Origin of the sequence: Oceanobacillus sp. FSL W7-1293, from assembly GCF_037969815.1 — a bacterium.
GTDB classification, from domain to species: Bacteria; Bacillota; Bacilli; order Bacillales; family Amphibacillaceae; genus Oceanobacillus; species Oceanobacillus oncorhynchi.
On record NZ_CP150212.1, the window covers coordinates 3,671,491 to 3,695,947 of the forward strand.

The following is a 24,457-nucleotide window of genomic DNA, read 5'->3' on the forward strand; positions in this document are numbered from 1 at the left end:
AAAAGACAGCTCAAAGGCTGTCTAAATCTTCTCTATATTCCTTCATTCCATACCGCCTGGCGATACGAAAAATCTTTGTTTCCTTATCCCATTCATCGGGACCGGTAGTTTCTGAAAATCCGTTGTCATCAACTAATATCTTTCTGATACGTTTAGCGACCAAATCCCTTGTTTTTCGGTTATCTGACCAAATATCCACTTGCACAAGACTATCCTCCGTTAAATAAATACCGTCTGCATAATCGCCAATCTGATTTGTATCAATCGGATCAAATACAACGTAAGTGCCGCTAAAATCACCGGTGGGAGGATATTCGTAATATTTAATCCGATTACCCACATACTGATTAATCACGTCATCAGCAATTAAAAGAGAATGCATATAATCAAGCATTAAATACCCCTCCTAACTGCTTCTTTTATGACTTTGCGGTATTCGTCCTGTGCATTGCGCATAGCCCTTGCAACAGCGCCTTTACCAGAAGGATTAGGGTTTTTAACCGTCCCCCATTCGTTAAGGTGGATGATGCGATAACGGTTATCTGGACCACGCCAGTGTATTTTGATTGTGCGAACACCCTTGACAACAATAATGTCTGATGCTGTTATCTCGTCGTGACTCGCACCAGTCTTTTTCCAACTGGAGAATTGGCGTTGTAGTTCTTTCACAAAAACATTAGCGCCTTTTTTTAATGCATCATCACTAATACGATTCATAGCAGACTTACCAAGGCGTTTTTCCAATTCGGCTATTAGTTGTGCTTCCCCTCTTACTTTGACGCTCATTGTGTAGCCACCTTTGCGACAATATCAATAAAACGTCTGTCCTGCAGGTTAGGCTGAGAGGTGACGATGTTATATGCTAATCCTTTATAATCCACATCATCAATCTCTAAATAATGCATGTTGTTAGGTCTATAGTCAGCCTGTGGGTCGCGTATAGTGATAGTTAAATCCGATAACGTACCGTTGGATTTAGCAAGTTCGAGGTCTTTCAACCACACTCTGTCCACCTTACACATGCATTCATATAACACGCTCTTTGGTTTTTCTCCGGGTTCGGGGCCGTCGTTAGGCTCATATTCATAAAACGTCACAGGTGTACGTAATTGCCCGCTGTGTACTCTTGGTGGCTTATACTTAAAATCACGCATCAGTATCACTCTCCATTGGATACGCCATGTCAATCCCAAGTGCTGTGATATCACTTAGAAAATTGTTTTCGAAGTATTCCACAGCATCATTAAAAGCATAGCGTGATCGTTCCAAGACGAGTTCTTGACCTCTAATATCTATTTCAGAATCACCATCTAGTGAAAACTCACCGCACCTGCTAGACACATACACATAAGAAGAGGACAACAAGTCTTTTAATCTGTTGTCCTCCGCTTTATGCGATATAATCATTCTGTCTTTAAAACGTTTCAAAAATTCCTCTGATATCATGTTTATTCACCTTCTTCGCCGTCTCCCGGTTCTTCTGGATCTGGGTCAGGTTCTGGTGGTTCCGTTAAAGTCAGTACATGAGTGTCTGTGTAATCACCATCATCTGTAGTTACAGTGGTCGTATATTCGCCTGCTGGCGTGCTTTCAGTCCATGTAATGTTTCCACTACCGCTTACAGCTAAACCGTCAGCATCCGGACTAATCGCATATGATACGGATTTATTTGTTGCATTGCTTGGTGATACAGTTGCGTTTAATTGACGATTCCCAGCTGTGCCAGCCTCTGCGTTGGATGTCTTTGGAGATAATGAAACCTCTGTTACATCAATAGGCAACGTCTTAAATGCAGGGATATTTACTCTTTCGGATTCCTTATCACCCTCTACCCTGACTGCTTGATAATCTCCAGCAGCAACTTCTGTATTTGATTCTAATCCGGTGATGCTAAGAGGGCTTTCACCCTCTGTTACCACTTCATCACCTCTATAAATTTTAAAAGGCATTCTAATCCTCCTTTACTTAAGATAAATTAATGACTGCCCCGTCAGTCGTTGGCGTGACATTATTAATATCGGGGGTTGTTACTCCCCCGACTCACCATCATCATTAGAGATATCTACATCCAAATCATACAATTGTGCAGTATTGTTATCTTTTGGTTTACCTGTAGCAAACTGCTTAGCAGTAAACAGGTCAGCATCTTCCAACGCTAATGTTTCAGTGTACCGTTTAACTTCAACGCCACCACCAACGGCTGCAACGTACTCATCTTTAACAAAAAACAGCGCTTTGCCTCTTGGAATAAATACAGATTCCGTCATAATCGGATTAAAAGGAAGATTAGTAGTGTAGACACCACTTGCAGTCTGCACCGTTGCATTTGCTTGAATATCAAACGTATCAAACGGATTAGTCACCATAACGATTTTTCCAGCTACGTTACGTGGACGGTCAGCTATAGAACCGTCTGATTTCAAACGTTCAGCTAACTTTTTCACAACGCCTTTAAGTTCATTTATGGTGGTGCGACCCGGTTTAAAAGTAAGAGTACCCGCAGATTCCTTATCTGTAACAGCTCCGTTAGTGCCAACCTCTTTAAGTAAACCGATAGGTTCATTTTGAGATGGACCTCCTCCTTCAACATATCCGCGCTCTAGACCGACAGTCATTGCTTCCGCGATAATTGTGCGTACATAACGCTCAACCCATGCAGGGCCCAATTTAAGCATGTCTTTTGCAATTGGTACAAAAGCAGTTAATTTAAGCTGTTCAATTTTTTCTTTACGGAAGCTTGCGTTTAATTGTCCTTTGATATCACCAAACAACGGACCCCATACAGCTTGTCCAGTTGGATCATTTGAATAAATAAATTCCGTAACTGCTCCAAGGTTCTGGATGCCGATTGCTGATAAAAGAGGATGGTTATTCGTGATATCCTCAAAGATACGCTCTTGTGTGGTTTTAGGAAGCGTATCCGTGTCTTTAAATCCTCCTTCTTCAATTACAGCGTTGAAAAACTTCGATTCTTCGGATGTCAATACGTTTTGGCCACGCTGAGACATAACCATAGCATCAGCATTTTGCATGTTTACTTCATTTAAAATCTGCCCGCGCACATCGTTCGCAAGTGCTTCAAGCATATTATTTAACGCAGTTGCTTGTTCTTTTTCAGTTCCATTCTGTGTGGCATCAGCAAATGCCTGTTTCTTTTCTTCAAAATTATTGAATTTAATTGTCATTAGGTAATGACCTCCTTATTTTATAAATTTAAAAAGAGCTTACTCATGTTTTTTTGAGTAGGCTCTGGTTCTGGTGGTTTGTTATTTTGTTGTGCAGTGTATTTCGATACTAAATCATCTTTAAAATTCTCAACGGTTTCTTCTTCCTCTTGTGTATCATCAATTTCAATTTCTTCTGCTACCTCATCGGCTAATCCTAATGCAACAGCTTCATCTGCAGTCAACCAGGTTTCATCTTTTAACAATGTGATTAATTCGTCATCGGAACCAACGAAACGCTTTTTATACGAAGCACGTAATGCTGTATCAACCTTACGCAAGTCTTTAGCCGTCTTTTCAAACACATCAGCATTACCATATTCGATGGTGCTGGCTTGGTGTACCATCATCATTGTGTTGCTTGGCATAATGACTTTATCGCCTGCCATCGCAATAACAGACGCAGCACTTGCTGCCCAACCATCAATATGCACGATAATTTCTGCATCATGCTGTTTTAAGATATTACAGATAGCCACGCCATCAAATGCAGACCCTCCGCCTGAATTGATGTGAACGTGAATTTTTTCTGCTGAGGTTTGCTGTATTTGTTCTGAAACACTTTCAGCGCTGTTTCTCCACCCGCCAATAAATCCGTAAACAGACAGTTTATATTCGTTATCGGATTTTGCTTCAAAACGAATATCTCTTTTAAGATTAATTAATTTGTTCATATCCGGTTTGTTCACTTATTCTCACCCCCTTCAAATATACAAAGGCTACTACCTGTAGCTAGGAGATAGTGACCACCTACCTTTCCTGTGATTCTTCATTACTTTCCACAACCTCGGAGTAGTTCTTTGTCATCACATACCTAGAATGAATTTCCTCACCGGTTTCTGGTAATTTAAATTTATCCCGCATTTCATCGCCATTCATGACACCAGTAGCGATTATCTTGTCAATGGCGGTAGCTAGATCGAATATGTCACGATAGCTTGGTCTGACTACTTCCAGATTCTCACCGTTTAAATAATCCTTTTTCTCAATGAATTTATTATTTAATTCATCGCTAATCTTTTCGATAATCGGGTCTATACAAAAAAACATGAAATTTCTTGTCTGTTTCTCCACATCAGCCATCTCCCCGTGAATGAGAGAGGGAGGGATTCCCAATGCTTTTGCCACTTGATTCATAAAGTCGTTCGTGGCTTTTGTGACATCCTCCACAGATTGACCAGAACCAACAGCGCCCTTTGAATGCTCCTCATACTTAAAACCTTGTTGTTGTGGGACAATAGCAAAAGCTTTTGTCTTGATTGACCCATAAAGCTTGTCTATGAATTTTTGTAAAGGGTTTTGCCCGTCCTCATCTTTTCTCACTGTAGTGCTTACATCTACAGTTGCTCGTATCTGGTTTTTGTGTTTCTGAAATTCCAACAATCTACCAATCAATTCGCCGTAATCATCATAAACGGTATCTATTAATCTTGATAAATTTACATTGCTGTACTCAATAAAAATAACCTCACTCATAGGAAACGTCCTTTGAAAAGTGAAGTTATTTATTGTCACATCTTTAAATAAATCTTCCACAAGCCCATATTCGATGCGATTGTAATCATCCGCAATTAATAAATCATCTGTATCCGATTTAATGATTAAACACTCAGTGTCATGTATCAGCTTATGGATAACAGTCTGCCAAAATATAGCCGCTGATTGGTTCTGATTCGGTCTGACGTTTAATTTATAATACATTTCATCTTTAACAGTTTTCTTATCTTTTCGAATCCTAAACTCTGACTGACTGATGGTTCTTCCGATAAAATCCACACACGTTTGTACAGCTAACTTTTTTTGCTGTATACGTTCGGAGGTGGAATCGATTAAATCTAGGTCATACATCTGTTCCAGTTCTTTATTTTTCCTGAGTAAATCAAATAACCCCAATGTCTCACCTCCTTACCAGCACTTTGAACACATCTTTAACTGACTCTTTCAGTGCGAACTGATTATATCGACAGGTTTCTTTTATTGCTTCTCGATACTCCGGACAAGACTTTAGGAGCTTCTGTTCCTCCTGCGTTTGTTTGGATACGAACCTTTCAAAAATAGTCTCCATAAAATCAAACCCCTTAAAAACTAATTTCATCTAAGAAGAATTCCTCTTCTTCTTCCAAGATATTATCTGCTTGCCACAAGGCATGGATGAAAGCTTGGAATCCGTCTGTTTTTCTCCGAATCTCATCTTTTTTCAAGTACTCTTTATTTCCATCTTTTTTTATCTTTACATATACATTATTTGTAAACCAACGCATTAATGGATTGTCTCCATAAATGATATTATGATTAGCAAATAACGTCTCTACCCTTGGAGCCAAGAGGGAGTGGATTGCTTTAGGATTTCGAATATATATTAATTCAAACCCTTCTGCTTCCAATGCTGTTTTGACTAAATCCAAACGGAATGTATCTGCCACTATTCGATGTAACCCGTATTTTTCTCGCATATCGCAAAACCAATTAACAATGTGCTTGATATCAATAACAGGCTCATCCACAACGGTTAATAACCCGTCATGCTCCCAATCGTAAATAGGCGCTTTTAATTTTACGTTATTCAAAAATCCTTTGCGGACAAATGAATGAGTTTTCCAGATGTAATCATCGCCGACTTTAAACAATAATCCTACTGCAGCAAAGTCTTTAATACTGGCGAAGTCTAATCCACCTACACACGTTTTATGTTCTAATTCCGGCATCGGTCTGTTAGTCGCCTTTATGTCTTCCCATGAAGCGACTGTTTGTGTTGGGTCAACTTCCGGGAGGTTCATTCGCTTTGTCATAAATTCCATGCGATTGCTGGGGTTGTTTACGAGCTGCTTGAACTGTGTTTTAACTTTCCTTAATAAACCCTTGCCGTAACTACTCATCGGTTCACAAAACATCGGATTCGCTTTTTCCCAAGCAGTAAAATCATCTACTTCTTTCGGGTCATCAATCTTACAGATAAACGGAAACATCGGATCTTCTAATTCTTTGCCTTCCAAGATGTTCATAGCGCGTTCCTTTGTCTTGTCCAAAAAACCCTCGCGAACAAACCCATCCGTGCCAATAAAAAACTCTCTGCCGTTGTCTACTTTACCCAACCCACTAGAAAACACATTCACTGTATCGTAATTTTCGTACTGATGAATTTCATCGTATATTATGCAACCGTCTCTTAGACCATCTTTTGTATTCGCGTTGGATGTATGGTACTGGACAATGCTTTTCGTATCATTGCCAAGTATTTCAACCTTTGTACGATAAAACATATTTTCTAAAACCTTTTCACCCTCAATAACATCATATATTTCTCGGAATGATGTTTTCGCCTGTAGTTCACTATTCGCTACGATCGATATATTATATTTATCAATCCCATGCAGTGGACTAATGAAAAAATGCGCCAACGCTGAAATAAGTCCGTTTTTCCCTCCGCCTCTCGCCATCATAATTAAAAATTGCTCATAAAAAACAGCGCCGTCTTTATAAAATAAAAAGACAAACGCTGCTATGAATTTCTGGAATGGTTGTAAAGGAAAATACCATTTTTCAGTAAAGGCTATGAAGTTTTCAATTTTTGTTTCGTCAAAATACAAATCATCCCTATTAAGGACGTGTTTTTGTAGATGTTCGATTAAGAGAATGCGCTCTTTATTCAACTTAATCTTACCGTCCATATAAAGGCTGATATATTCTTCCACATGCTTGTTCGTAATCATATCAAATCGTCAGCAGAGCGCGCAGGTTCTTCTTCAACCTCTGGCGTAAAACCAAATGACTTTTCTATACTTAACAAAGCAGCGTTTGCTTTGTTACGTTCTGTCAGCAGAGGGTGAGCCTTCACAAATGTTTGTGAGGCGTTTACCGTCGTAACAGATTCCCCTTCTTTTTTGATTGTTGCATCCATCCGTCTGTATGATTCCACATGCTGTATATACCTTTCGACTTTTTCAACCTGCATTAAATCATCCACATCTATTCTTTCCATCAGCTGCTTTTTTAGTTTAGGAATACTTACCGCCATGTACTCACCCCCCTAATGTGTATTATTTTTCCTGTGAATCTCGGAAGTCGAATCCTCTCCCCGGTCTCATTGTCAGAATATTTTAGCAAAGTCCGGAACCGGGGGGACTATTTTAAATTATCTTATCGGATTTTTCGTAATTACATTTTCTGTGTGCGAGTTTTACATTATCCCAAGTGTGCGTTCCGCCTTTTGCAATTGGTTTGACGTGTTCGATACTTGGATAGTAATCCTGATTAGAATCCAAATTGATATTAACCGATTCATCACACAGATAACAAATACCTCTGTCTCTTTTCATTAATCGTTCTATTGATATTCCCCAATCAACCTTTCCATTTCGTTTTATTCGTTCTCGCCTTAAAGTTTCTTTCTTCCTGTTAAAGAATTTATTATTACAATCAGTTGAGCAATACAGTTTTCTTTTATTCGTAGAAGAAAAATGCTTACTACATTCTTTGCATCTTAAACTATGAACAGGTTTCTGCTTAACTTTGTACTCATAACTACAATCGTAACTACAATACTTACTCGTGGTTTTATGTGTTTCATATTCTTGATTGCAGTTCATACATATCTCTTTGTGTTTTGGTTTAGGAATATATTCTACTTTATGTTTCTCTGGTTTCCTTCTGCATTCGCCAGAGCAATATAATGATTTGTATGACTTAAACTTTTTACCACAACGTTTGCACTCTCTTTTTTTCAATGTTGTTTGTTTATGGTGTTTGCTTCTACACCTACCACTACAAAACCTGGCATGATGGCCTACGCTTCGGAATGATTCACCGCAATTCAAACACTCTTTACTACGTTCATAGTTTGTCATTCCTGCTTTATTCAAAACATATCTCACTTTATCCCTGGTGATTGATAACTCGTTCGCTATTTCCTTTTGCATCAATCCGTCCTCGCGCAAAGAAATGATTTGTTGATTAACATCAATTGTGTTATTATTCATTTATCAGCAACTCCCTTATAGTTGTTGGTCACGCTCATGGATGTTAGCGCATCGCATGGGCTTTTCTTATGTCTATTATACCATTAAACTATTGATGCATCAGCATTCTCTACCACCATTCATCTTCTGCCCACTTATTCTTTTTAGGTTTAAATATCCTACCCTCTTTAACATTATGATGATACACACACAATGTCTGTAGGTTATCCAATACAAGAGCAAGCTTCGGATACTTCTCTATTGGATAGATATGATCCACGTTTAACTTAACCTCTTTACGTTCTCCTGGTGTCTTGATGCTGTCGACTGTTACCTTGCCTTCCTTCTTGCAATGCTGGCACTCGTAGTGGTCTCTCTCCAATGCTTGTTTCCTTAACGATTGCCAAGCCGATGAACGATAGAACTTCTTCTTCTGTTCGTATGTTTTGTATTCAGGCATTGTGCAATCACATCGAAGAGCCTTTAAATGTGCTGGCTTTTTTAATTGTATTGAAGTGACCTATCTTGTTTTGCTTGGCTTCACTTACATGATGTTCAATATCGAACTCTACCCCACCGAAACTTTTATCTGTCTTTTGTTCCCAATCGAACTTGACGTGTGTTTTGTGAACAAGTTCTTCACCTTTATATTTCACAACAGGGACGCTATTCATGTCTTCCAATTCAATGGTGAGTAATGGCACTGGATTATTCTCTTTAGCTTCTTTTGCTTCTTCCACTGCTTTGTTTGCTTGTTCAAGTATATAAGCTAAGCTATCCAACGGATCAAATACATCTGGTTTATGTTGTTGTTTGTATTTCGCATAATGGAATTTATCTACAAACGGTCCTCCACATTCAGGACATTCAATTACTTCTGGGCTGTTATTCTTACTTCCAATCGTAGAAGTACTACAATTACACATCATGCATATTCTTGGTGTACTATACATGGCTAACCGTCCCCTTTCACGTACAAAATAAAAAGACACCTCAATCAAGAGATGCCTTCTTCGTTACTCCAATTATAAACTATATTTTTTCCTGCACATAATTTGTTGAATCTGTTGCACTACCCTGTGGATAACTTTTAATCCTGCATGCAATCCGTTCCAGTGTTCTGTATACTCCTGTCCGTTCCATCTTCATTGTTTCGGCTATATCAGTAATGCCATATCCATCCAGTCTTAATTTTAATATCGACGCCTCTTTCTCATCAGTGATTCTATGCCATCTGTCTTGCAAGTATTTCATATCTGTAATCATGTCTGCGAAGAACTTTGTATTTTCAATCTGTCTCATTGCTTCATTCTCTACCACACTGGAGAATCCGTTCCCTTTCGGAAGAGATGATTCAATTCCATATTGCGATACACCGATGCTTTTCATTTCTTCTGCAGCAAGTGTGTTTATATTATTCATGTTGATGTGATAATACTTTATAATATCCATTATCTTTTTGACTGTATAATAGTTATCTGTCACTGAATCACCTCGTTTAGTTATCCTTAACATATACGGCTTCGTAGTACGTTTCTTCAATCGTTCTGATGTATTGTCCCTTCTTGTTGAAAATCTTCTCATATGCCGTTATTTCTTCGATTGGCTTCTTGCACTCAAACCCGGATTTTTCCTTGTCGATACACAACATCAGACATTTACGCTTATTTGGATGTCTTACTTTGCTTATGGATCTCATGATTCCATCCTCATCAAATGGTTGAATCAGATTTCACTATTTCTAACGCCTGCTCTTCGGTAAACCCTTGTTTGATTAAATGATCGTAATAATTCCTTCTGATTTTGGATTTAATAATATCCAGTTCCATAATTTCTTCTATATTTTCGAGTATTTGCGCCAATGCTTCTTGCATCTCTGTTTTTTTCTTACTCTTACCATCAATAGATGTTAAATTATTCTTCGTCATTGTTATTCCCCCTGTTTTAAATGCTGTTGGCCATCTCATACCTAACAGATATATTTGTCCATTCCAGCGTGTATAAAGAGCAATCCTCTAGCTTTCTACCATCGCTAGTATAAAATATTCCAAGGCGCCGAAGTCCTCTGATAAGCTCTGATTTACGTTGCTGTACATCGGTTTCGCTCATTGCAAGTCCTCCTCCTTAACAAATACACCGTTAATCATCTTTCCTTTTCTATCAGCAATCTCCACATAAGCCTGTTCAATGCAATCCTCAATGTCTAAATCTATCTGCATAGATAAAATCGTTAGCACCACGTAAACATCACCGACTGAATCTATAATCTGACTTGCGTTATTTTTAGCCATACCCTGCGCCAACTCTCCGACTTCTTCCATCAGCTTTAACATTTGCTTGTTTGGATCAGCTACATCTAATCCTCTGTCCATCGCCCATATTTTAATTAAATCCGTTAATTCGCTTGCTTTCATAATTTCATCCCCATTCCAGCCACAGAGAGCTGTTTGACCTCTTATGTATGTTTAGTCTAGTTGTCTGCCAAAAACGCTCACAGTGGCTTATATTGTTTTTTTTATCGTTAATTGATTCGTAGTTTATTCGGACTTCACATTTTTCCTGCTGCTCTTTTTGACAATTCCCAATACCTGCCTCTAGGGACATAATTAAATCCGTATATATCAAAGAAAATATCATTACTCATTGAAAAGTAATCCTTTCCTAGCTCGATTGCATCATAAACCTTTACTAATTCATGGTTTCCGTTGTAAACATAAACTTTTCTTCCGACTTGCTTGGGTGTTTTTATACTATTTTTGATAAAAGCGTCTAAATCCATCCCTCTCACTCCTTCGCATTTTCTATCCCCCTATCTAAAAAACACATAATCATAATCCCTTACTTTGCTGTGATACGTTTTAACAACAATCAGCACATCGTCATCGTGCGTTTTCTTGGTGGTTTCTTTGACATAAACTTTCTTCATATCAATCAACCTCCTTGTCTAAATCGAATATTACCAACTTATCCCCGCCGTCCCTCTTAGCATTTGCCGGAGACATATAAAAAGTGAATGTTCTTTTATTAATTCCCAGCCTTTTCATGATGTTCTCTCTAGTGTCGATGAATAAAAACTCTTCACCTTTATAAACTGCGTATTCAGGTGTCCTATCTACTTCGATAACATTGAATCCTTCATCATCACCGGAGACAGCTTTTCTTTTCCAGTAATAGAATCTGCTTTTCGTTATACCTAATTTATTAATAATTTGTGGCGCAGTACCTTCTGCAATCAAATCCGTCCCATCGTATGCTTCGTAGTGTTTCATAACTTACCACCAACTTTGCTCTGGAGCTTGTACCACTTTTCTTTCAAGAGCCTTATCAAAACACTTATCACATAAGCTACTGCTATTGTTCCGTACTTCGTTTACTTTACAATCAATGCATTTTTTCATAAAAACCCCTCCCTTAATTAACTGGTGTCGGTATAGAATCGTCTCCAGTCACTGCCTCGTACTCTGCTACAACATCCTCATCTGTCATCATTGCTACCATGTGTACAGGGTAGTTTGCATTTAGTAGCCATTCTCTTAGCTTTTTATAGATTTCCATTAGGATTCTCCTCTCTGATTTTGTATAGCTTGATCTGTCAACCACTCAATAAGTAATGCTTTATTTTTATAATCATTAGCAATTGCCGTTGCCTCCTCAAGTGTTTTTATTCCATACTTCGAATACTCTTTTCCTTTGACTCTAATGCGCACTTCGTAATATCCGTACCTATCGTTCCACCGTACATTTTTAACTCCAGTTTTATTAGTTTTATAAATTCTTGAATTTAAAGCGTTCGCGCTATGGTCAACCAACCTTAGGTTTTTAGTTCTATTATCTAAGCCGTTATGATTTATATGATCGACTATTTTTGAATTTGCGGCATCGGTTATAAACCTGTGTAAATATATTGTCTTCTGTTTCCCTTCGTTATAAAGATAGCCTGTAACGTATTTCAAGCCGTTTCCGTAATCACTTGCAAACCATTTATTTTTAAACCTTTTAATCTTTTCTAGGTGTTCAGTGTTTACAATTGTTGTTAAGGTTTCTCCATGTGCTTCTAGATAAATTACAGTCACATCACCAAACACAGAATATTTATTACGCATTTTCGTCACCACCAAGTGCTTGACGTGCTTTGTGACCTTTATCCTCATCAACTTTTGATTCATTGTGAACAGGAATACCGTTATCTTGCATAAATAAAAATGGAGCAACGTGGTTTTCTCTATCCGCATAAAACTCCAAAGCCTCTTTATAGCGCTGATTTTCCTTTTCTAATACATCAACATATTCCGCAGCTTTTACCCTGAACTGATAACCCCAGCTGTCTTCTATAACTTTTAAATGTTCTTCTAGTTCGTTGGCTTTTTCAGCTTGTTGAATAAGGTAATCCGAATACACAACAATAAAGGCAAAAGCTCGTTTGTTTTTCTCGGATTGTTCCGGCTCCCAAGCAATCTTATCCAGTTTTAATCTCATTTCCCGTATTCGTTCATCCATCACGATTCACTCCTTTCAAGAATGTTAGTCGGTTCAATTTCATGAATTTCACATATATCGTTTAATTCGATGCATATCGTCCCATCATGAAGCAAAGTGACTTCGTACCCACCATCGTCAACGATGACATTGCCTTCTACTTCGGAGAATGCCTCTAAATCATCACCATCTAACCAAAGCATGAGAGTTTCACCTCTCCAATCAATTTCTTTACCTTGTACAAATTTATATAGTTCTAACTCAGTCATTCTCCTTCGCCCTCCATCCTCTCCAACTGATTATTCAACTGCCAATTAGCATCCAAGGTATTTTCTAAATCGATTTCCAGGTTGATTTTATCCAGTAGCAAATCTGCGTTTTCTTGCTTTAATTGCTCATTCTCCGCATGCACTTCTTTCACCGTATTAGCCATAACAAACATCGCGATAACAGCACCAACCAATAAAACAGCTAATCCAGCATCTAATATCTTTTGTTTCACGCTATCCCTCCAATACTTTCCTTCGTTCTGAATCGAATATATACACTTCGTCCCAAATGCCATCATTTTCTCTTTGTATATCTAGCGCATCCGACAACATATCGGTCGTATACACAACATCATCTAATCCACCAGTCGGATAATATTCCCGGATTATAAATATCCAGTATCTTTTAGTTAAATCTTGATTCATGCCTAAACCCTCCATTTGGTTAATTTGAGACGTTTTAACATCTTTGGCTATATTTTAGTCTCAAATCTATTAATCTCTCTCCTACCACCCTTTAAACAAATCATAAAATGTTTTTTGCCAATACTCCGATAACTTAGGGTTGAAATTGCTTTTTACATCTTTTCTGCGTTCGTTAATAACAAATTTAATTTTCATTATCAATCACCCGGTTCAAATACCAAGCAGCTTTCTTTAAATCCTCAATACCATTTTTCTTTTCATGTCTGAAAACGTACTTAACAACATTTCCGAGCATGTATGCTTTATTCCCTTCCATACCTTCCGTGAGCTGTTCGATGATTTCAATCACTTCTGTTTTTCCTTTGTAATGTTCTGGATGATTTATGTTATCCACTATTTCACCTCATTTATAATTTTTTCTAGATCTTTTCTAGACCTACAACGATAACTGCGTTTATCTAAATTAATTTTTTCGTTTCGTATATCGCCAATCGCTTTATCCAAATGCTTTAGTTGACCTTTCATGTTTGAAAAAGATTGCTTAACGTGTTTCAATAACTCGTTTTCATCCTTTAATTTTCTGCGTTCTTTCTGCAAGGATTGAAGCTCTTTATAAACTTTGTAGCCTTCCCTGGCATTTAAATCCACAAGTTCAATGAGGTGTAGCAAATCAATCCTTTCTTTTTCCAACGCCCGAATACGCTCTGCATTCATATTGTATTGTTTTGGTATATCTCTAATCGCATCACGTATTAATATTGTTGTTTGTTCAATTTCCATAAACTAACCTCCAGTCACAATTTTTATTGCTTCTTCTGGTGATCTAGCCACTCCGCATATAATCGGATATTGCTGCATAGTATTTAAAAAGTGTTTCTGAGCATCTCGTAATCTGCCTTTATCTGTTTTTATTTCTAAAAATATAGCTTTACCATCGCTTTTCCGGAATCCTGATAAGTCTGTATATCCGTTGGGTACTCCTGTATCAAAAAATCTCCCATCTTTCATTCTCACTTTCCCGGAATTAACTCGGAAAATAACAGCATATGGATTTAATGCTAGTCTGATGGAATTTTGGATGTCACTTTCGCGCATTTTTTTAAACCTCCTATATTCGGACAACACTTCAAACCTGTCCAAACCCTTGTCACTCATGGTTTTGACCATGTTTTTTTAGCTTATTTTGGACAAGTTTTTTAAAAACCATAAAACCTTTCCTATATTTTTATTTTCATTTTTATATTCCTTTTTTATTATTTTTTCCTGTCCAACCTGTCCAAAAAGAAAATATAATATAAAGAAAAGGCTATATGTCAACGTTTGTTGGGTGGACAGGTTTGTATATTAACCTGTCCAAAACTTGTCCGAGTGTTGTCCAATCATCCTAAATCAAGTTGAAATCCATGACCAGAATATTCGCTTCTTAATTTAACTCCCACATACCAGCTGCCATTACTTCTGATTTTTTGGAATTTATTGCTCATTTCCTTACCAAACTTAGTGCTATTCATGGCATACTGATTGTTTTCTTTAGCCCATTCTCGATATACTCGATATAAATCCTTGGACTTCTCCCTCTCTCCTGGTTTGCGGTAACAACATTCTTCGATGAATAATTCTACTGCGTCCATTTCCGTTCGGTATGTCTGGCGCTGGTCTTTAATAACTTGTGGTTCGGATAATCCAATCCGTTTCCACTCCCGGTAGCCTTCGACCGCCCAATTTAATATTGCAGTCATTTCTCTGCGGAGTTTATATTTTAGATTTTTATCCACCTTGTTCTCTGGTATCTGCACGGTGAAGGGAATAATAACCATCCTGCGCCATATCCCATCATCCGTACCTCGAATAATCGGTTTGTGGTTTGTGGCCATCCACAGCTTAAATTCTGGATCATAATCAAACTCATCACCGTATAAAAATCTAGCTGTTATTGTATCTCCGCCTGTAACCTGTTTAACCAATCCCTCATCAAACCGCATTCCATCATTAGGCTCTGTTGTCGTTACTAATCTAGCCCCTTGTAATCTAGCGATATCACTGTTAGCACTACCAGATTGCGGTTTAACCATAAGCGTCTGTGGTTGAATGTTAGTCGTATAGTTTCCTAGCATTTCGGTAATAACATCTAGGAACACTGATTTACCGTTCCTACCGTTTCCGTAAAGAATAAACATAACTTGTTCTTCTGTTGATCCGGATATGGAATATCCTACAGCTCGCTGCATATAATCTATTAAAGGCTTGTTTCCATCGAATGTATGATTCAGAAAGTCTATCCATTGCGGACAATCGATTTTATCCGTATATTCGATGGAAGCTATTTTTGTAAAAAACTTATCTTTATCATGATTATTCAATTCCCCTGTTTTAAGGTCGATATAGCCATTTTGAACGTTCAGCAAGTGTTGGTCTTTATCAAACGTTTCCGGCTGAATAGGCAGCAAGTGCTGGCTTTCTTTCAGCATGTTTGTCTTTCCGTTACTTCCTCTGGAATATTTAATGTGTTTTCTAAGGTTTTTTTGCGCTTCCTCCTCATCCACATCATCAGAAACAAAAACTGGTTCCTGCTTCATTTTTTCCAAGATTTCGTCAACTAAAGATTTAACTTTCCCTTCTTGATCTAGCACCCATGTTTTTCCGTTATAAAAGTACCAGTTCTTCCGAACGTAACTATATCTGACTGCATCTTTAAAATTATCGGTAAATCTGGCTGCATTCCCTGTGTCATCGTAAGAATAATATTTTTTCTCAATTTCTTTTGTGCTGTTTTCTAGGACGTATAAATTGAAATCACTACCATCAGATTGCGGATTAAATACGTTATTACACTCTTGAATAGCTTTATTTAACGTAATTCCTCCATACGTTGACCCGCTCTGCTTTCTCTCCCACTTCTCGCGATAGAGGGATGATTGACGGAAAATAGTGTCCATTTTTTCATAATCACAAGCTGTCCAAAATGCTAAATCATTTGCAAAAGCCATATCAGCTTCGGACTGGCTATCATAAAATTGCTCCCATCCACCGTTTAAAAACAATTTAAATCGCATGCCATTTTTACTGTTTTCCGCAATTCTGATAACCTCTGTTTCTGATAAGTTGTTACCTTGATTATTTAATGCAGTAGGCGCCTTTATAGGCTCGTTACTGGCAATATATTTATTGTGAAGGTAATTAATTTTTCCATAATCGGTGTCATCCACAATGTGATTATAGCCACCAATGGCATTGCCGGTTACTGTAAAGAAACGACCCGAACTGTAAAACTCTTTATTACCTTTCCTGCTTCCATTAGGCGGTAGTTCGCCTTTTAAAATAATGTGGATACCATTCCCACTAGGTGATATTTCTGCATAACTGCCAAGCATGTCCACAAATTCAGAGACGATATTATCTCCATCACCAGATTGGTAGCTTTTTATATCCTCTTGGATATTATCAATATCAATACCGATATAAGGCTCTTTAAAGTAAAACCCAATTCCATCACAATTAAATTTATTGATGGAATCCAGGGCGGTTTGAAAACTCGCCCATGTAGATTCATCATTACTTTTTCCTAAATTACCTGTATTTGCATCTACAGGAATTTTTGTTGTTTTTCCGTTTCTCTGCTGCAGTTTGTAACCGCACCAGTGGTGTAGTTCTTTTAATTCGTGCGGTATTTTTGAAAACATGCAGTTCACTCCTTAAAATGGTAAATCGTCATCTTGGATAGTTATTGGTTCGCCGTTATTTTTAAACGGATCGTTACTTGATTGATTATTGCTGTCATTGCTTTGCTTCCACTGATGATTAACCTGTGGAAATGCTGTCGGTTTCCATTGCTTTACATTAAGATTTTCATAAGTTTTTCCATTGTACTCTGATGTTTCGTTTTCAACGTAAACTTGCAATGGTTTCCCCCGGTAATCTTCCAACAACTCTTCAAACGTATTGTAAGTTTTTCCAGACTGTAAGTTAGCAGCTTTACCGATTGTATTAAACATCATCATGTTATAAGTTCCGGTAGCTTTCGCTTTAAATACACGCTCCCAAATTTTTTGATTTTTATGCGGTTGATCCAGATCATTTCTGATAGTCATTTGAAAATTAGTAAATTCTGCGCCACCTTTTGTTGCGTCTTCTGTTGCATGGTCAATAACCACCTCGTAAACGCCGTCCTCGATTTTTGAAAATCCTTCAAATGTGTTGTTAAAATCTAAATTAAATCCCATTATTAATCATCCTTTTCTGTTTGTTTTTTTAATTAACTAAACCTCTCGCTTTTGCCTGGAACCAGGCCCAACCATTTTTATATCCCATGTTTCTGGCGTATGCTTGTAATTCCGCCAAACTCTTACATTCATCTGGAGAACGAAAATCCAAAACAATCTTTTCGGCTTCTTCTTTCTTCTTGCGCTTGATTTCCTCTAACTCAATCTCCTTGATATTTTCTAATTCTTGCTTTACCAACTCAACTTCATGTCCACAATGAGGGCATATATTGATACCAGCTTCAAATACTCCAAAACAGTTTAAGCATTGTTTTATTTTCAGTGTTCCATCCTCCTGGAAACGTTTAGGTTTTTGGTATTTATCACCTAAACTCCAATCTCGCTCATCATCTGGAAGTCCATGACGTTCATAATTATTTACATGATCCAGAATGATGGCCGTTTTACCTTCACGAAACCTTAAAGCCCTACACGCTTGTTGGATGTATAAGGCTGTGGAATCAGTTGGCCTTAATAAAATGCAGCAGTCCACATCTGGCATATCAAATCCGACAGAGATTAAATCAACGTTACATAAAACAGTTATTTCCCCTTCTCGAAAGTCTTTGATAATCTGCTTTCGTTCTTTCTTTGGTGTGTCTCCGTCGAAATGAATTGCATTAATACCCTTTTCTTGAAATTCCTTGGCCATCATTTCGCTGTGATTGATTGTGGAACAATAACAAATCGTCTGTTTTCCATTCGCATAATTTTTATAATGCTTTATTACATCGCCAAATACTGCTTTGGTTGAAAGTATTTCTTCTGCTTGTCCTTTATCAAAATCCCCTCTTTTCTTTTTCAGAGCAGAGAGATCAGCTACCGATGGAGCGTAATATTTATAGGGCGCCAGATGGTTTTTATCTATCAAATTACCAATACTTTCACCTTCGACTAAATCGTCGTATATGTCGCCTAACGGCTTACCATCCAATCTTGTGGGCGTTGCGGTTAGTCCGGCTAACTTTGCATCCGGAAAAGCATCTATTATCTTTCTCCATGTCTTGGCTGCTGAAAAGTGACATTCATCAAATATGATGAAATCCGGCTTTGGTAACTTTGATAGATTTCTAGAAACAGTACCGACCATTGCGATATGAATTGTTTTTCTTTCAATATTGAATCTGTCGAATGTGTCTACAGTTTGTTGCAACAATTCAGTCCTATGAACCAAAAACCATACTGTATTACCCTTTTCTTGCGATTGTTGAGCCATGTAAGCGAATAAAACCGTTTTACCGCCTCCACACCCCAAAACAACACAAGGTGCTCTACTGCCGTTTAAATACGACTTCCTAACATCATTAATTAATTCTTGCTGATAATCTCTAAGTTGGATCATCAACATCACCCAGTATTAATTCACTTTGCAAGCACCCTTTGCGATCATCAATCTGATTTTTTGCGTATGTGCTGTTTGATGAACTTAAAACAAAACCTCTTTCACCGTCAGAGTTAATGGCTAACTTTGCAACCACATCACACAACCCAAGAACATTGTTCATAATTTTATGGTTAATCTGTGGGAAGCTTCTGTTCCATTGTTGTCCTGAACTATCCGTGAATAAATCTGAACTTTCCCACGCTGTCCACACTAAATTGGAACCTAAATTTTTCATATATCTTAAACTGTTTACGATACGGAACTGCATATATTGATAATCGCCCTGCGACGGGACACCTTTATTTTTTCCTTTATTACCTAAGTCTGATAACAGACTACGTTCAAGTTCACTGATATTATCGACGACAATGTTGTCATATTTGCCTTTATAATTTTCTTCAAGATCAACAATCAATTCTCCCCAAAACTTCCAAGTATCTGTATTATCTACATAGGCAATGTCGATGTTCTTTTCACCTTTTAGCACTCTGGTTGTCCTGTCTACATCGAGCACTAATGTTTTACCTGGCAGATATTTAATCGCTGTGGTTTTACCCATGCCTGGTGGCGCGTAAATTAAATACGTACCTTTATTCGTTTGAATATCAGTTGCATTAGTTATCTGTAAACTCAACGTCATACCTCCTATCTAATCCGTTTATTATAGGTTTTAACCTCCCCGGATAATTCTTCACACAGTTTTTCAAATTCTTCTGATTCCATTGATTCATAATCGTTTTCTAATTTGACATGCACTTTATGATTTTTGTAATTTTCTTCTGATTCCTCCCAGTGATTCATGCCTGTTCCGGCATAATGTCCTCCTAAGTTACTTCGTGAGCCTCTCACTGCTTATCCAACCTCCTATCTAATCCGTAAATGCTTGCCCTGCACTAATTCAACGCCAGGCATTGACTTTTCGTCTTTTTCCTTTAACTCTTCACTTAACGATTTCTTATCCAATACCGGTTCTTGTTTAATAAAAAAACGTTTAGGTATTAATTTTTCATCCGTCACTTTCACAGACGGTGCATTATTCTGCATCGCGAATGTGAATAATCCTGCTTTTACTTTGTCTTTACCTGTGATAGCTAACTGATCTTCCACATATAATTTCAACCGTTTTTTATTCGCCTCAAGCGCCTTTCTTTTATCAGCCAGTCTAGTTTCTTCATTTTTCAGCATTTCCATTTCCCCATCCAAATTGCGGATAACTTTTCCGATATTTTCGAGCTTGTCCTCAATTGCTAGATTTATAGAATCTAAGGTGTCTTGGAGGTTTTCGCCTCCTTCATCGATTAGGGATTGTACTTGCATGAAATCTTGTGTTAAATCGTATAGGCTATTCATTTGAATCACTCTCCCTCTCCACAAGACTGAAAAATTTAATACCTTTATAAACGAAATAATGTTCGTCATATTCATCGCGATGGTCTGTGAGGTGAACTGTTTTATCCCAAGATAATTCTTTAAATTTTTTGTTATCTAAATGAATTCTTTTCGGTATCCCACCGGAAAAAAGTGATATAAAACCATCATCATATGCAACAGAAAGAATCTTATTAACTTCAATCGCTTCATCTAAATTCATTGCACAATCCTCCCAAACGCCTTATAATAGGCGTATAAATTTATTTTTTAATTTTATTTATAGTCCTTGGCAGAGGACTATTTTTTTCTTTCATCCATTCAATGGGGTCCCAATACTCGCCTGGCTTGTCCTTTAATCGTTTTTCTGGTGTGGGATATCCGGTGCGTAAGGTTCTTGTTATGTCGGGGTGCTGTATATCCATCCAATCACTCCTATTTCATTGAAATTATTTGTAAGTGTGCAATAATTACTAAAAATATAAGCATCCACATAGGAAACAATCGTAATCGAGCCCCGTATTTATAATGACCAATAGTTTCCAATGCACCTATAAGCAATACACATATAATTACTAAAATATTTAAAATAACTTTCACTCCTCCTAATGAACCATCATTAATAGTAAAAACCCCATTGCACCCGCAAACATTACGTTATAGACAAAATCCGTCTTATCCATATGCTCTCCTTATACATTCCATTGCATCTGCTGTGACGTCTGCATCAATCTTCCTGCGGTTTAACATGTGCAGGTTTGCAAGTGCTCCTGTGATTTCAGAAATAATTTCCTGATTATCTTCAAACTGCGCATTTTCAACCATTGTTTTAGATTTCTCAAACGCTACTAACAGTTTTCCAAGTTCCGTTTCTACGAGTGATAGGTCTTTTTCTAAATAATGATTTTTAAGCATGTTTAGCCTCCTCCCAAAACAATTCGTTTAAAGTGCATTTGAAAATCTTTGCCAGCATTATCATTTCGCGCTGGCTAAATTCCGATATACCTTTTTCTTTCCTATAGTAAGTCTGTGGAGAGATATTTAATTTCTTAGCAACATCAGATTGTTTTAATTGATGTTCTCTCCTGGCAATAAACAATCTAGTATTTGTTGACATGATTCATCCTCCTTTTTTTCCATACACACCCCCTAATCAATATTTAAAGTCATGGCGATTGGCTATTGCTGCTGCTCGCTATCTCTAATGGTAGGTCGTCGCATGCTCCGCTCGTTTAAATATTCATTACAGGGTGTGTGATGGTGTTAATGAAAGCTAAATTACTTAACTGCACTATTAATGCAGTTTCTTCTTAAAAAAATTTGATCAATAGGTTTACCCAAAAAATCACTGATTAAAAACATTTCGTCTGCTGTGAATTGGGTTTCTCCTCGTTCTTTTCTGCCGTATGTGTCTTTAGACATTTTCAATTCTTTTGCCATATCGACTTGACTTAACTTGAGTTCTTTTCTTGAGATGATTAGGTTCCATTGCATTAATTTTCCTCCTTTCTCCTCTTGACATTTTTAATAATAATGCATTATTAATGTGAAGTCAATACTATTTTCTCATTTTTAATGCATAATTTTATTTTTAGTGGATATACTATATGTAAAGTGCTATTATTAATGCAGTTAGCAAATAAATGGAGGCAAGAAAATGAATAAAAAAGAATTAGCTAAATTTGTTGGAAGCCGAATAAAGGAAAACAGAAAACGAAATAAATTAACTCAAAAAGAATTAGGAGAAAAAATAGGAGTAAAAGATAATACAGTTTCCGCTTATGAACGTGGGGCAATATCGCCAGAACAAGATATGTTGTTTGCGATTAGTGATGTGCTTGGTATTAGTATCAATGAACTGTTTCCGAAAAAGGAAAACACAAGAGATGAATTTGAAAATGCATTAAAGTTAGCGAATAACCTTGATATAGAAGACATGGAATTTTTAAACAAACTCATAGAAAAAACCCTTTCTATGGATGAAAAAGAAAGGGAAAAGTTTTTGGAAAGCATTCGTTTTACTGTAGAATATTATGAAAACTTAAACAAAAATTAATCCTTAACCAAATTAATAAAATCAACAAGCAATTGTAATTCTTCATCCGTCACAAACATCACCGCCTTGGTGTAATAAATATAGAGAGAAGGTGTCTGTTCTGGCTTATGTAGTCGGTAGATGCCTGCTTCGTGAAAAACTTCTTAGCGCCGATATAACGCAACAACAATTGGCAGACGTTTTGGGCGTAAAAGTCCAGCAAATAAATAAATATGTATTGAATAAACAAAAAATGTCTATAGAAGTTGCGTACAATATTGCGTCCATTCTGAACTGTCGAATGGAAGACTTATACGTTTGGGACGAAGTAGGCGAAAACGAGTAGATTATATCTACTCACCGACATGATTCAGCCGAACAGCTTAATTTATTTATACCATATTTGTGGAGCGAATAATATGGTGTTTGTTACAAAAACGTAATACGTTTGATATTTGTTTGATATTATTATATCATCAAAGGAACAAATGTTCTAGTGTTAATTGAAATTAATTGGAGGAAAAAACATGTCAGTCCATAAAGATAAAGATAAAAAAGGTGAATATTTTTTTACTGTTAGAGTTAAAGACAAAAAAGGAAAAGTTAGACAGCCTAAACGCAGGGGGTTTAAATCCCAGAAGGAAGCACGGCTTGCGGAAGCTCAATTTTTGATTGATTGGGAAAATGAGGAGTTAACAGAAGAAAACTTAAAATTTGAGGATGTAGCCAATGAATATTTAGACTGGTATAAAAAGAGAAGAAAAGAATCTTCATATAATAAGATAAGCGGGATTATAAATACAAACATATTGCCTAAGTTTGGTAATAAAAAAATGGAAAATATACGCAATCGTGACATTACCAAGTTCCAGGATGAACTTATAGATAAAGAATATGCAGCCAGTCACATTAAAAAGATACACACAACATTGTCTGCTGTTTTTAATTATGCAATTAAACAAGAATATGTAAAAGTAAATCCTGCCGCAGTTGTAGGTAATGTGGATTTAGAAGAAGAAAAGCATGTCAACTATTGGACGCTTGAAGAGTTTAAACGATTTATTTCTGTGGTGGACAACCCGTTATATTATACTTTATTTATGACGCTTTATTATAGCGGGATGCGAAAAGGGGAAGCTTTAGCTTTAACATGGAAAGATATTGATTTTGAGGAGAATAAAATAAACATTAATAAAACAGCTTACAATAGGAAAGTAACTACCACAAAAACAAAAGCCAGTCGCAGAACGGTTATTATGCCTAAGCATACGATAAGGCTTTTATCTCAATTAAAAGCATCACAGGAGCATTATAAGCCTGACTATGTAGTATTTGGCGAATTCCACGATCATGTTTCCACAACTGCCATCGATAACAATTTCGCTAAGTATGTGAAGGCTGCAGGAGTTAAAAAGATTCGAATACATGATTTCAGACATAGCCATGCAAGTTATTTAATTAATAAAAATGCTATCCCTGGAATCATCGCGCAAAGATTAGGCCACAGTGATATAGGAACAACATTAAACATTTACAGTCATTTATATCCGAGCACAGAAAAAGAAGCCGTACTTCAAATGGAAGACGACTTCAAACCTGCAAAGATATACAATTTTAAATAAGTGTTGCCAGTTTTGTTGCCACCGATTTATAAACGTTGATATAACAACGTTTATAAGTTACAAATGGAGACGGAGGGAGTCGAACCCTCGTCCAGAGATATTGCCACTCAAGTATCTACACGCTTAGTTGGTATATTATCATTCGCTCACATGTCGGCCTGCCAACAGGCTTCCATGGAGCTAGTCTGATTCAGTTCTTCTGCCCATCCTCAGACGGTGGATAGCAGTATAGCCCGCTTCATTTGAGACCCTTCAATCTGCCACACGGGCGATGGCAGGAAGGATCGTTTTAGGCTACTTACGCAGCTGCTAAAACAGGTTGATTGTTTTCTTTGCCAGTTATATTTAGGCGTAACGTTTTACGAGCCGTAACCTCGACGTGCAACTTGAGCTCAATCTATCCTTGTCGAATCCGTAACGTCCCCGTATCATAAAAAAC

General features: G+C 37.2%; 43 protein-coding genes and 1 other RNA gene. 3 read left to right on the plus strand and 41 right to left on the minus strand.

Annotated elements, in window-relative coordinates; all coding sequences use genetic code 11:
- Positions 1-10 precede the first annotated feature (10 nt).
- From MKY65_RS17945 to MKY65_RS18140, 40 genes are all read right to left on the minus strand, one after another.
- A complete protein-coding gene (locus tag MKY65_RS17945; RefSeq protein WP_339179212.1) occupies positions 11-394 on the minus strand; it encodes a hypothetical protein in 384 nt (127 codons plus the stop codon).
- On the minus strand, positions 394-786 hold the full coding sequence (locus tag MKY65_RS17950; RefSeq protein WP_339179214.1) for an HK97-gp10 family putative phage morphogenesis protein: 393 nt from the start codon (positions 784-786) through the stop codon (positions 394-396). The genes MKY65_RS17945 and MKY65_RS17950 overlap by 1 nt, the downstream gene beginning before the upstream one ends.
- Entirely contained in the window at positions 783-1,154 is a 372-nt protein-coding gene (locus MKY65_RS17955) for a phage head-tail adapter protein (protein ID WP_339179217.1), read from the minus strand. Before MKY65_RS17955 ends, MKY65_RS17950 begins: the two co-directional genes overlap by 4 nt.
- Entirely contained in the window at positions 1,147-1,446 is a 300-nt protein-coding gene (locus MKY65_RS17960; RefSeq protein WP_339179219.1) for a phage gp6-like head-tail connector protein, read from the minus strand. The genes MKY65_RS17955 and MKY65_RS17960 overlap by 8 nt, the downstream gene beginning before the upstream one ends.
- 2 nt (positions 1,447-1,448) lie before the next feature.
- Positions 1,449-1,949: a phage tail protein gene (locus MKY65_RS17965; RefSeq protein ID WP_339179221.1), complete on the minus strand. Its 501-nt coding sequence runs from the start codon at positions 1,947-1,949 to the stop codon at positions 1,449-1,451.
- Between the two features lie 78 nt (positions 1,950-2,027).
- Positions 2,028-3,185, minus strand: a complete 1,158-nt coding sequence (locus MKY65_RS17970) for a phage major capsid protein (RefSeq protein ID WP_339179223.1) — start codon at positions 3,183-3,185, stop codon at positions 2,028-2,030.
- Between the two features lie 20 nt (positions 3,186-3,205).
- Positions 3,206-3,913, minus strand: coding sequence for a head maturation protease, ClpP-related (locus tag MKY65_RS17975; protein WP_339179225.1), 708 nt, complete (start codon positions 3,911-3,913; stop codon positions 3,206-3,208).
- A 61-nt stretch (positions 3,914-3,974) separates the two neighbouring features.
- Positions 3,975-5,117, minus strand: a complete 1,143-nt coding sequence (locus MKY65_RS17980; RefSeq protein WP_339179227.1) for a phage portal protein — start codon at positions 5,115-5,117, stop codon at positions 3,975-3,977.
- Positions 5,118-5,302: 185 nt separating this feature from the next.
- The gene (locus tag MKY65_RS17985; protein ID WP_339179229.1) at positions 5,303-6,934 is read right to left on the minus strand and encodes a terminase TerL endonuclease subunit; all 1,632 of its coding nucleotides are present in this window, start codon (positions 6,932-6,934) and stop codon (positions 5,303-5,305) included.
- A complete protein-coding gene (locus tag MKY65_RS17990) occupies positions 6,931-7,239 on the minus strand; it encodes a P27 family phage terminase small subunit (RefSeq protein WP_339179231.1) in 309 nt (102 codons plus the stop codon). The genes MKY65_RS17985 and MKY65_RS17990 overlap by 4 nt, the downstream gene beginning before the upstream one ends.
- A gap of 112 nt (positions 7,240-7,351) precedes the next feature.
- A complete protein-coding gene (locus MKY65_RS17995; protein WP_339179235.1) occupies positions 7,352-8,200 on the minus strand; it encodes an HNH endonuclease in 849 nt (282 codons plus the stop codon).
- A 109-nt stretch (positions 8,201-8,309) separates the two neighbouring features.
- Positions 8,310-8,561 (minus strand): HNH endonuclease, encoded by a 252-nt coding sequence (locus MKY65_RS18000; RefSeq protein ID WP_339179237.1) that lies wholly within the window; start codon positions 8,559-8,561, stop codon positions 8,310-8,312.
- An 85-nt stretch (positions 8,562-8,646) separates the two neighbouring features.
- On the minus strand, positions 8,647-9,132 hold the full coding sequence (locus MKY65_RS18005; RefSeq protein WP_339179239.1) for a hypothetical protein: 486 nt from the start codon (positions 9,130-9,132) through the stop codon (positions 8,647-8,649).
- 79 nt (positions 9,133-9,211) lie between these two features.
- Positions 9,212-9,664 (minus strand): hypothetical protein, encoded by a 453-nt coding sequence (locus MKY65_RS18010; protein WP_339179242.1) that lies wholly within the window; start codon positions 9,662-9,664, stop codon positions 9,212-9,214.
- A gap of 13 nt (positions 9,665-9,677) precedes the next feature.
- On the minus strand, positions 9,678-9,878 hold the full coding sequence (locus tag MKY65_RS18015; protein ID WP_339179244.1) for a hypothetical protein: 201 nt from the start codon (positions 9,876-9,878) through the stop codon (positions 9,678-9,680).
- A gap of 13 nt (positions 9,879-9,891) precedes the next feature.
- Positions 9,892-10,107 carry a hypothetical protein gene (locus MKY65_RS18020; RefSeq protein ID WP_339179245.1) on the minus strand — a complete coding sequence of 72 codons (216 nt, stop codon included), beginning with the start codon at positions 10,105-10,107 and terminating at the stop codon, positions 9,892-9,894.
- 16 nt (positions 10,108-10,123) lie between these two features.
- Entirely contained in the window at positions 10,124-10,288 is a 165-nt protein-coding gene (locus tag MKY65_RS18025; protein ID WP_339179249.1) for a hypothetical protein, read from the minus strand.
- The gene (locus MKY65_RS18030; protein WP_339179251.1) at positions 10,285-10,593 is read right to left on the minus strand and encodes a MazG-like family protein; all 309 of its coding nucleotides are present in this window, start codon (positions 10,591-10,593) and stop codon (positions 10,285-10,287) included. The genes MKY65_RS18025 and MKY65_RS18030 overlap by 4 nt, the downstream gene beginning before the upstream one ends.
- Positions 10,594-10,727: 134 nt before the next feature.
- Entirely contained in the window at positions 10,728-10,958 is a 231-nt protein-coding gene (locus MKY65_RS18035; protein ID WP_212928436.1) for a hypothetical protein, read from the minus strand.
- A gap of 148 nt (positions 10,959-11,106) precedes the next feature.
- Positions 11,107-11,448, minus strand: a complete 342-nt coding sequence (locus MKY65_RS18040) for a hypothetical protein (RefSeq protein ID WP_339179255.1) — start codon at positions 11,446-11,448, stop codon at positions 11,107-11,109.
- A 142-nt stretch (positions 11,449-11,590) separates the two neighbouring features.
- Positions 11,591-11,734 carry a hypothetical protein gene (locus MKY65_RS18045; protein ID WP_339179258.1) on the minus strand — a complete coding sequence of 48 codons (144 nt, stop codon included), beginning with the start codon at positions 11,732-11,734 and terminating at the stop codon, positions 11,591-11,593.
- On the minus strand, positions 11,734-12,282 hold the full coding sequence (locus tag MKY65_RS18050; RefSeq protein ID WP_339179262.1) for an HNH endonuclease: 549 nt from the start codon (positions 12,280-12,282) through the stop codon (positions 11,734-11,736). The genes MKY65_RS18045 and MKY65_RS18050 overlap by 1 nt, the downstream gene beginning before the upstream one ends.
- Complete coding sequence (locus MKY65_RS18055; protein WP_339179264.1) at positions 12,275-12,679, minus strand: hypothetical protein; 405 nt, start codon at positions 12,677-12,679, stop codon at positions 12,275-12,277. The genes MKY65_RS18050 and MKY65_RS18055 overlap by 8 nt, the downstream gene beginning before the upstream one ends.
- Positions 12,676-12,924, minus strand: a complete 249-nt coding sequence (locus tag MKY65_RS18060) for a hypothetical protein (protein WP_339179266.1) — start codon at positions 12,922-12,924, stop codon at positions 12,676-12,678. Before MKY65_RS18060 ends, MKY65_RS18055 begins: the two co-directional genes overlap by 4 nt.
- Positions 12,921-13,157: a hypothetical protein gene (locus tag MKY65_RS18065; RefSeq protein WP_339179268.1), complete on the minus strand. Its 237-nt coding sequence runs from the start codon at positions 13,155-13,157 to the stop codon at positions 12,921-12,923. The genes MKY65_RS18060 and MKY65_RS18065 overlap by 4 nt, the downstream gene beginning before the upstream one ends.
- Before the next feature lies 1 nt (position 13,158).
- A complete protein-coding gene (locus tag MKY65_RS18070) occupies positions 13,159-13,350 on the minus strand; it encodes a hypothetical protein (protein ID WP_339179270.1) in 192 nt (63 codons plus the stop codon).
- A 184-nt stretch (positions 13,351-13,534) separates the two neighbouring features.
- Positions 13,535-13,744 carry a DUF3310 domain-containing protein gene (locus MKY65_RS18075; RefSeq protein ID WP_339179273.1) on the minus strand — a complete coding sequence of 70 codons (210 nt, stop codon included), beginning with the start codon at positions 13,742-13,744 and terminating at the stop codon, positions 13,535-13,537.
- Positions 13,744-14,130, minus strand: a complete 387-nt coding sequence (locus MKY65_RS18080) for a hypothetical protein (RefSeq protein ID WP_339179276.1) — start codon at positions 14,128-14,130, stop codon at positions 13,744-13,746. Before MKY65_RS18080 ends, MKY65_RS18075 begins: the two co-directional genes overlap by 1 nt.
- A 3-nt stretch (positions 14,131-14,133) precedes the next feature.
- Positions 14,134-14,445 (minus strand): VRR-NUC domain-containing protein, encoded by a 312-nt coding sequence (locus tag MKY65_RS18085; RefSeq protein ID WP_339179278.1) that lies wholly within the window; start codon positions 14,443-14,445, stop codon positions 14,134-14,136.
- Positions 14,446-14,729: 284 nt separating this feature from the next.
- Positions 14,730-17,030: a phage/plasmid primase, P4 family gene (locus MKY65_RS18090; RefSeq protein ID WP_339179280.1), complete on the minus strand. Its 2,301-nt coding sequence runs from the start codon at positions 17,028-17,030 to the stop codon at positions 14,730-14,732.
- 12 nt (positions 17,031-17,042) lie between these two features.
- Positions 17,043-17,570 (minus strand): DUF669 domain-containing protein, encoded by a 528-nt coding sequence (locus MKY65_RS18095; RefSeq protein ID WP_339179282.1) that lies wholly within the window; start codon positions 17,568-17,570, stop codon positions 17,043-17,045.
- A gap of 28 nt (positions 17,571-17,598) precedes the next feature.
- On the minus strand, positions 17,599-18,951 hold the full coding sequence (locus MKY65_RS18100) for a DEAD/DEAH box helicase (protein WP_339179284.1): 1,353 nt from the start codon (positions 18,949-18,951) through the stop codon (positions 17,599-17,601).
- Positions 18,938-19,633 (minus strand): AAA family ATPase, encoded by a 696-nt coding sequence (locus tag MKY65_RS18105; protein WP_339179286.1) that lies wholly within the window; start codon positions 19,631-19,633, stop codon positions 18,938-18,940. Before MKY65_RS18105 ends, MKY65_RS18100 begins: the two co-directional genes overlap by 14 nt.
- A gap of 5 nt (positions 19,634-19,638) precedes the next feature.
- Positions 19,639-19,842 (minus strand): hypothetical protein, encoded by a 204-nt coding sequence (locus MKY65_RS18110; RefSeq protein WP_339179288.1) that lies wholly within the window; start codon positions 19,840-19,842, stop codon positions 19,639-19,641.
- A 15-nt stretch (positions 19,843-19,857) separates the two neighbouring features.
- Positions 19,858-20,343 (minus strand): siphovirus Gp157 family protein, encoded by a 486-nt coding sequence (locus MKY65_RS18115; protein WP_339179291.1) that lies wholly within the window; start codon positions 20,341-20,343, stop codon positions 19,858-19,860.
- A complete protein-coding gene (locus tag MKY65_RS18120; protein ID WP_339179293.1) occupies positions 20,336-20,584 on the minus strand; it encodes a hypothetical protein in 249 nt (82 codons plus the stop codon). The genes MKY65_RS18115 and MKY65_RS18120 overlap by 8 nt, the downstream gene beginning before the upstream one ends.
- Positions 20,585-20,624: 40 nt before the next feature.
- A complete protein-coding gene (locus tag MKY65_RS18125; protein WP_339179294.1) occupies positions 20,625-20,786 on the minus strand; it encodes a hypothetical protein in 162 nt (53 codons plus the stop codon).
- A gap of 250 nt (positions 20,787-21,036) precedes the next feature.
- Entirely contained in the window at positions 21,037-21,276 is a 240-nt protein-coding gene (locus tag MKY65_RS18130) for a hypothetical protein (RefSeq protein WP_339179296.1), read from the minus strand.
- A complete protein-coding gene (locus MKY65_RS18135; RefSeq protein ID WP_339179297.1) occupies positions 21,269-21,478 on the minus strand; it encodes a helix-turn-helix transcriptional regulator in 210 nt (69 codons plus the stop codon). Before MKY65_RS18135 ends, MKY65_RS18130 begins: the two co-directional genes overlap by 8 nt.
- Before the next feature lie 161 nt (positions 21,479-21,639).
- The gene (locus MKY65_RS18140) at positions 21,640-21,855 is read right to left on the minus strand and encodes a helix-turn-helix transcriptional regulator (RefSeq protein ID WP_339179298.1); all 216 of its coding nucleotides are present in this window, start codon (positions 21,853-21,855) and stop codon (positions 21,640-21,642) included.
- Positions 21,856-22,018: 163 nt separating this feature from the next.
- On the opposite strand from MKY65_RS18140, the gene MKY65_RS18145 reads away from it, so the two are divergent.
- The 3 genes from MKY65_RS18145 (at position 22,019) to MKY65_RS18155 (ending at position 24,018) form a co-directional block, all read left to right on the plus strand.
- A complete protein-coding gene (locus tag MKY65_RS18145) occupies positions 22,019-22,417 on the plus strand; it encodes a helix-turn-helix domain-containing protein (protein WP_339179300.1) in 399 nt (132 codons plus the stop codon).
- A gap of 91 nt (positions 22,418-22,508) precedes the next feature.
- Positions 22,509-22,742, plus strand: coding sequence for a helix-turn-helix transcriptional regulator (locus tag MKY65_RS18150; protein WP_339179302.1), 234 nt, complete (start codon positions 22,509-22,511; stop codon positions 22,740-22,742).
- A 181-nt stretch (positions 22,743-22,923) separates the two neighbouring features.
- Positions 22,924-24,018, plus strand: coding sequence for a site-specific integrase (locus MKY65_RS18155; RefSeq protein WP_339185300.1), 1,095 nt, complete (start codon positions 22,924-22,926; stop codon positions 24,016-24,018).
- 61 nt (positions 24,019-24,079) lie between these two features.
- Here the strand turns inward: MKY65_RS18155 and ssrA are convergent.
- Positions 24,080-24,443, minus strand: a transfer-messenger RNA (tmRNA) gene (ssrA, locus tag MKY65_RS18160).
- Positions 24,444-24,457: the final 14 nt, after the last annotated feature.